The sequence below is a fragment of the Paracoccus sp. NIOT.M2S5SZ12 genome (assembly GCF_057748165.1).
In genome coordinates this window covers 41,255-53,974 of sequence record NZ_JBYLFR010000008.1, presented here as the reverse complement: position 1 = coordinate 53,974, position 12,720 = coordinate 41,255, and the positions used below count along the sequence as shown (strand labels likewise).

The window sequence follows — 12,720 nt, the reverse complement described above, 5'->3', positions numbered from 1 at the left end:
AGGCTAGCCTTGCACATTTGCGGATGAAAGAGGAATGCTGACAAAAGCGTTTTGCGTTTTCGCAAAGGGGGCGGGATGGACTGGGACGATCTGCGCATCTTTCTGGCCGTCGCGCGGGCCGAGAGCCTGTCGGGCGCGGGGCGCAGGCTGGGCATGGACGCCTCGACCGTGGGGCGGCGCGTCGCGCGGCTGGAGGGGGCGGTGGGGGCGGCGCTGTTTCTCAAGACGCCGCAGGGCTATGCGCTGACCTCGGAGGGCGCGCGGCTGGTGGCGCCGGCCGAGGGGGCCGAACAGGCCGCCGCCGCCGCGGCCGAGGCCGTCACGCGCGAGGCGGGCATCACCGGCCAGCTGCGCATCGGCGCGCCGGACGGCTGCGCCAACTATCTGCTGCCGCAGGTGGCGCGCGACCTCTGCGACTCCCATCCCGGCCTCGAGGTGCAGATCGTGGCCCTGCCGCGGGTCGTCAACCTGACCCGGCGCGAGGCGGACATGGCCATCGCCGTCTCGGCCCCGGACACGGGGCGGCTGACCGTGCAGCGGCTGGCCGACTACCACCTGCATCTGGCCGGACATGCCGACTATCTCGACCGCCACCCGCCGCTGCGCGGGCTGGAGGACCTGCGCGGGCACCGCATGATCGGCTACATCCCCGACATGATCTTCGACCGCGAGCTGGACTATCTCTCGGCCACGGGGGTGGAGGCGGCGCAGATCGGCAGCAATTCGGTCGCGGTGCAGATGCAGGCGGTCCGCGCGGGGGCGGGCCTGGGGATCGTGCACGACTTCGCGATCCCCTTCGCGCCGGGCGTGCGGCGGGTGCTGACCGAGCGCATCGCGCTTAGGCGCAGCTTCTGGCTGATCCGGCATGCGGACGACCGCGCCTCGCGCAGGCTGGGACTTCTGGCGGATGCGCTGGCGGCGGGGCTGCGGGCCGAACTGGCGCGGCTGGAGACGCTGGCGGCGGCCACCGATCGTCGGGCTTGACGCGGCGCGTTTTGGTGAAAAGGATGAGGGGGAATGCACCGTGGGAGGGCCATCATGCTTGTCAAGCAGCTGCTGTCGATGAAATCGGATCACGCCAAGCCGTGGATCGATGCGGGCACCATCGTGACGATCCGGCCCGACACGACCCTGGCCCAAGCAGCGACCCTTCTGGCCGAGAAGCGCATCGGCGCGGTCGTCGTCTCGACCGACGGCACGCGGCCCGAGGGCATCCTGTCCGAGCGCGACATCGTCCGGCAGCTGGGCAAGCACGGCCCCGACGTCCTGGGCCAGCCGGTCAGCGGGTTTATGACCACCCAGCTCCAGACCTGCACCACCGGAGAGGACGCGCTGACCATCCTAGAGCGCATGACCGAAGGGCGCTTCCGCCACATGCCGGTCGTCGACGATCAGGGGCAGATGCTGGGCGTGATCTCCATCGGGGATGCAGTCAGCGGGCGGCTCAAGGAGCTGGCTGCCGAAAAGGAGGCGCTGACCGGGATGATCATGGGCAGCTGACGCAGGGTCGCATCGCGGCGCGATCTTGCAATCGGGGGGCAAATCGGATTTGCATGTCCGGCAATGACCTGACACAAGGACGTGATCGCGATGCGCATCGGCCTCTATCCCGGGACGTTCGACCCGATCACCCTGGGTCACGTCGACATCATCCAGCGCGCGATGGCGCTGGTGGACCGGCTGGTGATCGGGGTCGCGATCAACCGCGACAAGGGGCCGCTGTTCTCTCTTGAGGAGCGGGTGGCGATGGTGCGCGCGGAATGCGACGCCATCGTGGCCACCACCGGCGGAGAGATCATCGTCCACCCGTTCGAGAACCTGCTGATCGACTGCGCGCGCGACGTGGGCGCGACGCTGATCCTGCGCGGGCTGCGTGCCGTCGCCGATTTCGAGTACGAGTTCCAGATGGTCGGCATGAACCGCGCCCTGGACAGCAGCATCGAGACCGTCTTCATGATGGCCGATGCCCGCCGCCAGGCGATCGCCTCCAAGCTGGTCAAGGAGATCGCGCGCCTGGGGGGCGACGTGTCGAAGTTCGTCACCCCCTCGGTGGCCGAGGCGCTGCGGGTGCGCCTGGATCAGCCGCGCCCGATATAGGGCATCGTCGTCGCCATCAGCGTCATGAACTGGACATTCGCGCCCTCGGGCAGGGTGGCCATCTGCCAGACGGCCTGGGCGACGGTCTCGACATCGATCATCGGTTCGGCGCCGGGCTCCTTTTCGCTGGCCTCCACCAGCAGGCGCGTCGCGGCGTTGCCCACGTCGATCTGCCCGCAGGCGATCCCGAAGGGCCGCCCGTCCAGCGACAGGCTGCGCGTCAGCCCGGTCACGGCATGCTTGGACATCGTATAGGCCACCGACCCCGGCCGCGGCACATGCGCCGAGACCGAGCCGTTGTTGATGATCCGCCCGCCCTGCGGGTCCTGCGCGCGCATCGCGCCGAAGGCCGCCCGCGCGCAGAGGAACATCCCCGTCACGTTGGTCGCGATCACATCGCGAAAGACCGCCGGGTCCAGCCGGTCGGGCGTGGCCAGGGGGGCCGCGCGCCCGGCATTGTTGAACAGCGCCTCCAGCCGCCGGCCGCCCTGCTGCGCCCGCTCGAACGCGGCCTGCACCGCGCCTTCGTCGGTCACGTCGCAGGGCAGGATCAGCGCGCGGGCGTGACCCGCCGCCGTCTCCTCAAGCGGCCCCGCGCGCCGGCCCAGCAGCGCCACGTCCCAGCCCTGCCGCAGGAACAGCCGCGCGGTCGCCTGGCCGATGCCGCTGCCTGCGCCGGTGACGACGATCAGGCCGTCAGCCGACATGCTCGGCCCCGTCGCGGACATGCTGGGTCTGCTGGCCCAGCCCGTCGATGCCAAGCCGCATGACCTGGCCCGAACGCAGATAGGTCGGCGGCTTCTGCCCCATGCCGACGCCGGGCGGGGTGCCGGTGGTGATGACATCGCCCGGATGCAGCGTCGCCACGGTCGAGCAATAGGCGACCAGCGCCGCGACGCCGAAGACCATCGTCGCGGTGCTGCCGTCCTGGCGCATGCGCCCGTCCACCTCCAGCCACAGGCGCAGGGCCTGGGGGTCGGGGATCTCGTCGCGGGTCACCAGCCAGGGGCCGATGGGGCCGAACCCGTCATAGCCCTTGCCCTTGTCCCAGGTGCCGCCGCGCCGGATCTGCCAGTCGCGTTCGCTGATATCGTTCACCACGCAATAGCCCGCGACATGCTCCAGCGCGCGCTCCTCGGGGATGTCGCGGCCCGGATCGCCGATGACGATGCCCAACTCCACCTCCCAATCGGTCGCGGTCGAGCCGGGGGGCAGGTGCAGGTCGTCGTCCGGCCCGGTGATGCTGCTGGACCACTTGGTGAACAGGACCGGCTCGGTCGGCACGTCCATCCCCGATTCGGCGGCATGATCGGCATAGTTCAGCCCGATGCCGATGAACTTTCCCACCCCCGCGACGCAGGGCCCGAGGCGCAGGTCGCGCTGCGGCGTGCCCGGCACCACGGGCAGGCTGTCGGGGTCCAGAGCCGCCAGGCGGGCCAGGCCCTGCGCGGTAAGCGCGGCGCCGCTCAGGTCTTCGACATGACCGGACAGGTCGCGGACCTGCCCCCTGTCGTCCAGCAGTCCGGGGCGTTCGGAGCCGGCAGGCCCGTGGCGCAGAAGCTTCATCGCATGTCCTCCGTCATGATCGGGCGCATTGGACCCGCCGCGGCGGCGGCTTTCAAGCGGGCGCGTGAAAAATTATTCCACCGGACATGAAAAATGGCCCGCATCGCTGCGGGCCTTCGAAACGGTGGGGCAGGGGATCACTCCGCCGAGGGCGGCGCCAGCTTCTTGGTGCCGCCGTTGTTCAGCGGGTCTTCCTGACGCTGGACCGAGCCCTCGAAATGGGCGCCCGATTCGATGGCGATGGTCTTGTGGATGATGTCGCCCTCGACCCGGGCCGAGGCTGACAGGCGGACCTTCAGGCCGCGCACGCGGCCGATGACGCGGCCGTTGACGATGATGTCGTCGCCGACGATCTCGCCCTTGATGGTCGCGGTCTCGCCGATGGTCAGCTGATGGGCGCGGATGTCGCCCTCGACCGTGCCCTCGATCTGGATGTCGCCCTGGGTCTTGATGTTGCCGACGACGGTCAGGTCCGCCGACAGGACCGACGGCGCCACGCGCGCGCGGGGTGCCGCGGGGGCTGCCGCCTCGGGGGTCGCGGGGCGGTCGATGGGCGCGGAGGTCGCCTGCGGTGCGGCATCCGGGGTGGGGCGGGTTTCGGTCACGCGGGTCTTACTGAACATTGTCTGCTGCCTTGATGAAGCTCATCGGGTCCACGGCCCGACCGTTCATGCGCACTTCGTAATGCAGGTGCGGCCCGGTCGAGCGTCCAGTGTTCCCCATAGCACCGATCAGTTCGCCTTGCGACACCCGATCGCCGACTTTCACGCCGATCCGGCTGAGATGGGCGTAACGCGTCTCGGTGCCCAGCTCGTGGCGGATCTTGATAAGGTTCCCATAGGCGCCCTGGCGGCCCGCGAAGGTCACCACGCCATCGCCGGTCGCGTGGATCGGCGTGCCGACCGGGCCGGCCATGTCGATGCCCTCGTGCATCCGGCCCCACCGGCGGCCGAAGCCCGAGGTGTAGCGGAAGTTCTGCGTGACGGGCATGGCCAGCGGCAGCTTCTCGATGGCGATGCGATAGGTGTTCATCTGGTCCAGCGTGACGATGATCTGGCGCGCCTTGACCTCGGTATCGGTCAGCGCCGCATTGCCGCGCGTCGAATAGGACATGGGCGTCAGCGGGCCGCCCTGGCCGGAATAGCCGCTGCGGATGGTGCGCAGCACGTCGTCGGGGTTCATGCCGACATTGCGGAAGACCTCGTCCAGGGGCGCGACCGAGACGGTCACGGCATCCTCCAGCTGGGTCAGGATTTCGTCGTTGCGGGCCAGGATCTGGTCGCGCTCGGCGGTCAGCTCCTGCGCGGCCAGGCGGGCGGCCTCGGCCTCCTCGACGGCGATGCTGCGCTGATCGGCCGAATCGCGCAGTTCCGCGGACAGGATGTCCAAGGCGACGGCGAATTCCTTGCTGCGATCGGCCTCGGCCTCGGGCGCGGTCTCGGAGGCGTCCGCCGTGGCGGTGTCGCGGTCGGTCAGCGTGTCGCGCAGGGTGGACTGCACCGCGGCCAGGCCGGTCTCCATCTCGCGGCGGCTCTCCTCGGAGGCCAGAAGCTGGCTCTGCATCTGCGAGACCTGCTCCAGCGCCACGGTGAAGCGCGACTGCGCGGCCAGGGCCTCGGCGGCGCGGGCGTCGCGCTCTTCCTGCAGCTGGGCCAGCTGCTGCTCGAACGCGGCCTGGCTGCGCTGGATCTGATCGCGCGAATTGCCCGAACTGACCGCGTCGATCACCAGGAAGGAACTGGCCACCAGGGTCCAGCCGAAGACCAGCGTCATCCCGCTGATGCCGACCAGTTGCGTGACGGGCCGAAGCCGGACAAAGCGCGTCGTATCCTCGGAGCGGAGGAAAAGCCGTTGCTCGGGCAACCACTTTCCCACCGACGCATTCAGTCGATCCATCACCGTCATTGTCAGTTTCTGTCCCCTGAAGGCACGCCGCGTTTGGTTGGGCCAGGCGCGTTGGTTCCGTTCGTCCCCGGGTAAACAGCAGCTGTGCCTTCTTGGCAACAACCTAAGGGCGACGGGTTCCCATCATTGGCGAAACCCTGCCTTGATCGGCAAGGTTTCGCCGAGGCTTTTTATTCGGATTAGAAAAAATTATGCTATTTCATAGGGCAGGGGCCCGTCGCGATCCTGCGGCACGCGCAGTGGACGGTCGATCGGCGGGACCGAGCGCTGATGACAGTCGGGCCGCGGGCAGATTCGGCAGGAGATGCCGATGGGCTGATAGGCGCGCGGCTTGGTCAGGTCCAGCCCGTCGGCATAGACCAGACCTGCGGCATGGGCGACCTCGACCCCGAGACCGATGGCAAAGCGGCGGACGGGGGCGTTGAAGGCGCCGGCGTGTTTGGACACGTCGCGCGCCAGAAGCAGATAGCGCATCCCGTCCGGCGTCTCGGCCAGCTGCCGCAGGAAGCGGCCGGGCTGCTCGAAGGCCTGATGCACGTTCCACAGCGGGCAGGCCCCGCCGAAGCGCGCGAATTGCAGCCGCGTCGCGGAATGGCGCTTGGTGATCGTGCCCGCCTGATCGACGCGCACGAAGAAGAACGGCACCCCCTTGGCACCCGGCCGCTGCAGGGTCGACAGGCGATGCGCCACCTGCTCGAGCGAGGCGCCGAAGAGATGCGACAGGCGCTCCAGGTCGTGGCGTTCGGCCTGGGCCGCAGCCAGGAAGGGGCTATAGGGCATCAGCGCCGCGCCCGCGAAATAGTTCGCCATGCCGAGCCGGGCGATGTCGCGCGCGGTCGGGCTGCGGAACCGCGCGAGGTCCACGACGGCCTCGATCAGGTCGGACTGCCGCTCCAGCGCGACCAAGTGCAGTAGCTGGAACAGGCGGGTCGGGGCCTCGGCCGCGGCATTGACCAAGAGCGTGCGGCCGTCGCGGCGATAGACGGCGTTGGCGGGCAGTTCGGTCAGCCGAACCTGGATGCCGCCCGCAGCCAGCGCCGCCACCGCCAGCGCCCAGGGGTCGCCGCGCTGCCCGTCCGGGCAGGCAAAGCGTTCCGCCGCCCGGTCTACCGCGTCAATGTAGTTGTCGCAGTAATGGAAGAAGTCGCGGACCTCCTCCCAGGGCGTGGTCAGGCTGTTCTGGCTGGCCGCGCCCAAGGCCTCGTCCAGCGCGGCAAGGCGCTCCTGCCCGTCGCGATGCGCGCGGTAGAGGTCCAGGAAGGCGCGCGCCAGCACGGGCGCGTTGGTGGCGGCCAGGCGCAGGTCCGCCAAGGGCGGGGCCGTGTCGAAGAGCGGATCGGCCAGCGCCTCCTGCATGTCGATGACCAGCCGTTCGGCATCGCCCGCGGCCAGCGTGGTCAGGTCCACGTCGAATTCCTGCGCCAGGCGCAGCAGCACGCCCGCGCTGATCGGGCGGTGGTTGTTCTCCATCTGCGACAGGTAGGGCAGCGAGACATCCAAGCGCTCGGCGAAGCGCCGTTGGGTCAGGCCGGCGCGGGCGCGCGTCTCGCGAAGCGCGCTGCCGGCATAGATCTTCTGCGTCGCCATCGGCCGGGCCTCCGTTTGCAAATCCCTGGATAGCGGTTGCAAAGGGGGCGGGGCAAGGGGTCACGCCATCAGGGCCAGCTGCCTTTCGCGCCGCAGCACCCAGAGGATCGCGGCCAGCGAACCCAAGGCCGAGGCGCACATGATGGCCAGGAGCGGGGTGGCACCGCTGCCTGGCTGCAGAAGCGCGCCGGCCAGTGCCGAGAGGATCGCCCCGCCCGCCACGGCCAGCGCCCCGCCCAGGCCTGAGGCGGTGCCGGCCAGTTCGGGCCGCACGCTCATCATGCCGGCATTGGCGTTGGGCAGGACCATGCCGTTGCCAAGGCCCATCAGCGCGATCGCCCCGAAGAAGATCAGCGGGCGGACGATCCCCGCCATGTCCATGACCAGGGCGGCGGTCAGCGCCGCGAGGCAGATGGCCGCCCCGATCAGGATCATGCGGTTCAGGCCCAGCACGGGCGAGAAGCGCGCGGCCAGAAAGTTGCCCAGGATGTAGCCGACCGAAGGCGCCGCGAACCAGTAGCCGACCTGTGCGGGGGTCAGGCCGAATACTTGGTCGCCCACGAAGGGCGCCCCGCCCAGATAGGCGAAGAAGGCGCCGGAGGACAGCGTCGCCGCGCTGCAATAGCCCCAGAAGCGGTGCGAACGGGCGAGGATGGGATAGTTGACCATCTGGGCGCGCAGGTTCATGCCGCCGTCGCGGACTGTCTCGCCCATGTCGCGCCAGGCGACGATGAGGACCGCGATGCCGAGCGCGCCCATCACCGCGAAATTGGCCTGCCAGCCGAAGAGCTCGTCCAGGACGCCGCCGAAGACGGGGGCCATCATCGGCACCACGGCCATGCCCATCGTGACATAGCCCAGCATCGAGGCCGCGCGGTCGCCGTCATAGAGGTCGCGGATCACCGCGCGCGGCACCAGCATGCAAACGGTGATGACCGATTGCAGCAGCCGGAAGATCAGGAAGGTCGTGGCGGTGGTCGCCATCAGCGTTCCGATGGTGGCCAGAAGGAAGCCCGCCAGCCCCCAGATGACCACCGGGCGGCGCCCGAAGCGGTCGCTGAGCGGGCCGCCCAGCAGCTGCAGCACCGCGCTGGCGCCGATATAGGCCGAGACCGAGAGCTGCATCACGCCGTAATCGACGTCGAAATCGCGCGCCATGCCCGGCAGCGAGGGGAGGAAGACGTTCATGGAGAGCGCCGAGACGCCCGAGAGGGCGACCAGCGTCAGTAGATGGGGCGGGGTGCGCATGGCGGGTGACCTGTTCGAAGGGCGGGATGCACGATGTGCAAGTCCGGCGGCCCATCCATAGCGCGGCCGCGGGGGGAAGCGCCAGACGGATTGCGTCCCGCGAGATGCCGGGGGGCGCCGCCCCCCGGACCCCCCGCCGGCGGGGGCTGTGCCCCCTCCGGGCCGCCCCCGCGATCAGCCGAAGTCGTGGAAGATGAACCAGGCGCCGAGGCAGATCAGCGAGAAGCCCACGCCGTGCTGCCAGCCGATCTTTTCGCCCAGGTAGACCCAGGAGAAGATCGCGAAGACCGAGAGGCTGATGACCTCCTGGATGGTCTTGAGCTGGGCGGCGCTGAAATACCCGTAGCCGATGCGGTTGGCGGGCACCTGCATCAGGTATTCGAAGAAGGCGATGCCCCAGCTGATGAAGATCACCGTCACCAGGGGCGCGGTCTTGAACTTGAGGTGGCCGTACCAGGCCACCGTCATGAAGATGTTCGAGGCCAGGAGGAGGCCGATGGTGGCCACCGGGACGGGCAGGGTCATGGCGTCAGTCCCACTGGCTCTGGCGGTCGCGGGCGAGGTTGCCGAAGCGGGTGAACTGCCCCTCGAAGGCCAGCTCGACCGTGCCGATGGGGCCGTGGCGCTGCTTGCCCAGGATCACCTCGGCCTTGCCGTGGACGGCCTCCATCACCTGCTGCCATTTCGCCATCGCATCGAGGTCGCTGTCCGAGGGCTTCTCGCGTTCCTTGTAGTATTCCTCGCGGAACACGAACATCACGATGTCGGCGTCCTGCTCGATCGAGCCGGATTCGCGCAGGTCGGAGAGCTGCGGGCGCTTGTCCTCGCGGTTCTCGACCTGGCGGCTCAGCTGCGACAGGGCGATGACGGGGATGTTCAGCTCCTTGGCGATGGCCTTGAGCCCCTGGGTGATCTCGGAGACCTCGTTCACGCGGCTGTCCTTGGCCGTCGCCGCCTTCAGGAGCTGGAGATAGTCGACCATCAGCACGTCGAGGCCGTGGGTCCGCTTGAGTTTCCGCGCCCGGGCGGCCAGCTGGTTGATTGGCAGGGCGGGCGTGTCGTCGATGAACAGCGGGCAGTTCTGCAGCGCGTGCGCCGCCTCGACGAAGCGGCGGAACTCGCCCTCGTCCATGTTGCCGCTGCGGATGCGCTCGGAGGGCACCTCGGCGGCCTCGGACAGGATGCGCGCGGCCAGCTGTTCGGCCGACATCTCGAGGCTGAAGAAGCCCACGACGCCGCCCTCGATCGCGCCCTGTGTGCCGTCGGGCTTTTCGCCGAGCTTGTAGGCCTTGGCGATGTTGAAGGCGATGTTGGTGGCCAGCGACGTCTTGCCCATCGACGGGCGGCCGGCCAGGATGATCAGGTCCGAATTGTTCAGACCGCCCATCTTGGCGTCCAGGTCGATCAGCCCGGTGGAAATCCCCGACAGCTTGCCGTCGCGCTGATAGGCGGCGTTGGCGACCTGCACCGCGCCGGTCACGGCCTTGAGGAAGCTCTGGAATCCGCGTTCGGCGGTGCCTGCCTCGCCCAGTTTGTAGAGCGTCTGTTCGGCGGCCTTGATCTGCTCCTCGGCGTCGTCGCCGACCTCGACGGACTGGGCGCGGGCGGCGATGTCCTGGCCCAGCTGCATCAGCTCGCGCCGCAGGGCGAATTCGCGGATCATCTGGGCGTAGTCGCGCGCGGCATAGGCGCTGATCGCCGCCGCCGCCATCCGGGCCAAGTAGGCCGGGCCGCCCAGCTCCTTCAACCCGTCGTCGTTCTCCAGGAAGGCCTTGATCGTGACCGGGCTGGCCAGGGCGTTCCGGCGGATGCGTTCGGCGCAGATGTCGAAGATGCGCGCATGGACCGGGTGGTAGAAATGATCCGACTTGATGATCTGGCTGACCCGGTCGAAGACGTCGTTGTTGGTCAGCAGCGCGCCCAGAAGCTGCTGCTCGGCCTCCAGCGAGAAGGGGACCGAGGGCTGCGCCTGCTCCTCCGACTGGCCGGGAACGATGAAGCGCGCGCTGGTCACGGTGAGGGTGCTCATGGTCTGCCTGCCCTTTTTCTGCCTTGGTTCACAGTAAACCGAAAGCGGCCGGCCCGTCATCGGGGCCGGCCGCATGAAGTTGTGGATAAGACCCGATCAGCCGTTTGCCGCCTGCCAGGCGCGCGGCTCGGTCAGGAAGGCCTCGACCTCGGTCAGGGTCGCCTCGTCGAAGACGCCTTGGGCGCGGGCCTCGGCCAGCACGTCCCACCAGGTGCAGAGGTGGTGCAGCTGCACGCCGTGATCGGCCAGACGCTGCGTGGTCTCGGGGAAGATGCCGTAGTAGAAGATCACCGCCGTGTGCGCGCAGGTCGCACCCGTCTCGCGGATCGCGTCCACGAAGGACAGCTTGCTGCCGCCATCGGTGGTCAGGTCCTCGACCAGAAGGACCCGCTGGCCTTCGGTCATCACGCCCTCGATGCGGGCGTTGCGGCCGTAACCTTTCGGCTTTTTCCGCACATAGGTCATGGGCAGGCCAAGGCGTTCGGCGACCAGCGCGCCGAAGGGGATGCCCGCAGTCTCACCGCCCGCCACGTTGTCGAACGCCTCGAAGCCCGCGTCGCGCATGACCGTCGCGGCCATGAAGTCCATCAGCGTGCTGCGCACCCGCGGAAAGCTGATGATGCGGCGGCAGTCGACATAGGTCGGGCCCTTGAGGCCCGAGGCGTAGGTGAAGGGCTGGGCCGCGTTGAAGTCGACGGCCTTGATCTCCAACAGCATCCGGGCGGTCAGGCGGGCGATCTCCTCGCGGGCGGGGAAGGTCAGGCTCATTGGTCCTCCAGATGCCAGAAAAGCGGAAAGCCGGGGTCGAAGACGGTCACCGTCTCCGCGCCCGCGGTGATCTGCGCGGGGTAGTCGGCGGGCCTGTCGCGGCGCGTCAGGGTGATGCGGTCCGCATTCGGCGCCATGCGATAGAAGGCCGCGCCGTTGAGGCTGGTGAAGGCCTCCAGCCGGTCCAGCGCGCCCTCATCCTCGAAGACCTGCGCCAGGATCGACATGGTGTTGGGCGCGGTGAAGCAGCCCGCGCAGCCGCAGGGCTGCAGCTTGGCCGCATCCGTATGCGGGGCGCTGTCGGTGCCCAGGAAGAAGGTCGCGTCGCCCGAGGTCGCCGCCGCGCGCAGCGCCAGGCGGTGGGATTCGCGTTTCGCCACCGGCAGGCAGTAGTAATGCGGTCGGATGCCCCCCGCCAGGATGGCGTTGCGGTTGATGACCAAGTGATGCGTGGTGATCGTCGCGGCCAGGTCGTCGCCGCCCGCGCGGGCGTAATCGACGCCCTGCGAGGTGGTGATATGCTCCATCACCACACGCAGGCCGGGCGTGCGGCGGCGCAGCGGGTCCAGGACGGTGTCGATGAACACGGCCTCGCGGTCGAAGATGTCGACGGACGGGTCGGTGACCTCTCCGTGCACGCAGAGCGTCACGCCCGCCTCGGCCATTGCCTCCAGCACCGGCTGCACGCGGTCGAAATCGGTGACACCCGAGGCGCTGTTGGTGGTGGCGCCCGCCGGATAGAGCTTGACCGCGCGGATGATCCCGTCGCGGAACGCGCCCACCACATCGGCGGCATCCGTCGTGTCGGTCAGGTACAGCACCATCTGCGGGTCCAGCGCGGCACCCTGGGGCAGGGCCGCGCGGATGCGGTCGCGATAGGCGGCGGCCTGGGCGCCGGTCGTGACCGGCGGCACCAGATTGGGCATGATGATCGCGCGGCCGAATTGCGCGGAATGCGGCACGACGGCCTGCAGCATCGCGCCGTCGCGCAGATGCAGGTGCCAGTCGTCCGGGCGGCGAAGGGTCAGCGTCTGTGTCATGAGGCTGCCTCTAACCACGGCAGGGCGGCCTTGCCAAGCGGGCATCGCGGGATTGCGGGAACCCGCGGCCAAAGTGGCGGTTGTCTGACTGCGCCACAGGGCGCAATGTGCCTGGGCCGGGCATGACCTGCCCGGTCGGCCGAAAGGAATTCCGCCAATGAACCCGATGATGCCCCTGATTCTGCCCGCCGCGCAGGTGCGGCTTGCCTCCCAGTTCGCCCGCATGGCCATCGAGGCCAACATGGTGATCGGCATGCGCATGGCCGGGATGATGGGCCTGATGGTCCAGTCCCCCGGAGAACCGTTCCGCATGATCGCCGAAAAGCAGGCCGCCCTGTCGGAATCCATGATGGCCATGGCCAGCGCCGGCATGCGGGGCCACAGCGCCGAACGGATGCTGTCGGCCGGGCTGCGGCCCTATGGCCGTCGGACACGGGCGAATTCGCGTCGCCTCTCGGCCGTCAGGACGCGCTAGGCCCG

Annotated in this window: 14 protein-coding genes; 4 read left to right on the top strand and 10 right to left on the bottom strand. The window is 69.0% G+C overall.

The window, feature by feature from the left end; all coding sequences use genetic code 11:
- The first annotated feature begins 75 nt into the window (after window positions 1-75).
- The 3 genes from AC2SGK_RS09085 (at window position 76) to coaD (ending at window position 2,097) form a co-directional block, all read left to right on the top strand.
- Window positions 76-984 (top strand): LysR family transcriptional regulator, encoded by a 909-nt coding sequence (locus AC2SGK_RS09085; protein WP_488323253.1) that lies wholly within the window; start codon window positions 76-78, stop codon window positions 982-984.
- A gap of 54 nt (window positions 985-1,038) precedes the next feature.
- A complete protein-coding gene (locus AC2SGK_RS09080; RefSeq protein ID WP_488323252.1) occupies window positions 1,039-1,500 on the top strand; it encodes a CBS domain-containing protein in 462 nt (153 codons plus the stop codon).
- Between the two features lie 90 nt (window positions 1,501-1,590).
- A complete protein-coding gene (coaD, locus tag AC2SGK_RS09075) occupies window positions 1,591-2,097 on the top strand; it encodes a pantetheine-phosphate adenylyltransferase (RefSeq protein ID WP_411839458.1) in 507 nt (168 codons plus the stop codon).
- On the opposite strand, the gene AC2SGK_RS09070 is transcribed toward coaD, so the two are convergent.
- From AC2SGK_RS09070 to pyrC, 10 genes are all read right to left on the bottom strand, one after another.
- Window positions 2,079-2,804 carry an SDR family oxidoreductase gene (locus AC2SGK_RS09070; RefSeq protein WP_488323251.1) on the bottom strand — a complete coding sequence of 242 codons (726 nt, stop codon included), beginning with the start codon at window positions 2,802-2,804 and terminating at the stop codon, window positions 2,079-2,081. The two genes, coaD and AC2SGK_RS09070, sit on opposite strands and share 19 nt — an antisense overlap.
- The gene (locus AC2SGK_RS09065) at window positions 2,794-3,663 is read right to left on the bottom strand and encodes a fumarylacetoacetate hydrolase family protein (protein WP_488323250.1); all 870 of its coding nucleotides are present in this window, start codon (window positions 3,661-3,663) and stop codon (window positions 2,794-2,796) included. Before AC2SGK_RS09065 ends, AC2SGK_RS09070 begins: the two co-directional genes overlap by 11 nt.
- 137 nt (window positions 3,664-3,800) lie before the next feature.
- A complete protein-coding gene (locus AC2SGK_RS09060) occupies window positions 3,801-4,286 on the bottom strand; it encodes a bactofilin family protein (protein ID WP_411838789.1) in 486 nt (161 codons plus the stop codon).
- Window positions 4,276-5,559, bottom strand: coding sequence for a DUF5930 domain-containing protein (locus AC2SGK_RS09055; protein ID WP_488323249.1), 1,284 nt, complete (start codon window positions 5,557-5,559; stop codon window positions 4,276-4,278). Before AC2SGK_RS09055 ends, AC2SGK_RS09060 begins: the two co-directional genes overlap by 11 nt.
- A gap of 198 nt (window positions 5,560-5,757) precedes the next feature.
- Complete coding sequence (locus tag AC2SGK_RS09050) at window positions 5,758-7,155, bottom strand: helix-turn-helix domain-containing protein (protein ID WP_488323248.1); 1,398 nt, start codon at window positions 7,153-7,155, stop codon at window positions 5,758-5,760.
- Window positions 7,156-7,215: 60 nt separating this feature from the next.
- On the bottom strand, window positions 7,216-8,403 hold the full coding sequence (locus tag AC2SGK_RS09045) for a multidrug effflux MFS transporter (protein ID WP_488323247.1): 1,188 nt from the start codon (window positions 8,401-8,403) through the stop codon (window positions 7,216-7,218).
- Window positions 8,404-8,577: 174 nt separating this feature from the next.
- Window positions 8,578-8,928, bottom strand: a complete 351-nt coding sequence (locus AC2SGK_RS09040; protein ID WP_411838793.1) for a DMT family protein — start codon at window positions 8,926-8,928, stop codon at window positions 8,578-8,580.
- A gap of 4 nt (window positions 8,929-8,932) precedes the next feature.
- Window positions 8,933-10,432 (bottom strand): replicative DNA helicase, encoded by a 1,500-nt coding sequence (locus AC2SGK_RS09035; protein WP_488323246.1) that lies wholly within the window; start codon window positions 10,430-10,432, stop codon window positions 8,933-8,935.
- A 96-nt stretch (window positions 10,433-10,528) separates the two neighbouring features.
- Entirely contained in the window at window positions 10,529-11,200 is a 672-nt protein-coding gene (locus tag AC2SGK_RS09030) for an orotate phosphoribosyltransferase (protein ID WP_488323245.1), read from the bottom strand.
- Complete coding sequence (gene pyrC, locus AC2SGK_RS09025) at window positions 11,197-12,240, bottom strand: dihydroorotase (RefSeq protein WP_488323244.1); 1,044 nt, start codon at window positions 12,238-12,240, stop codon at window positions 11,197-11,199. Before pyrC ends, AC2SGK_RS09030 begins: the two co-directional genes overlap by 4 nt.
- 169 nt (window positions 12,241-12,409) lie before the next feature.
- On the opposite strand from pyrC, the gene AC2SGK_RS09020 reads away from it, so the two are divergent.
- Window positions 12,410-12,715, top strand: coding sequence for an antibiotic ABC transporter (locus AC2SGK_RS09020; RefSeq protein WP_488323243.1), 306 nt, complete (start codon window positions 12,410-12,412; stop codon window positions 12,713-12,715).
- The last annotated feature ends 5 nt before the right edge of the window (window positions 12,716-12,720 follow it).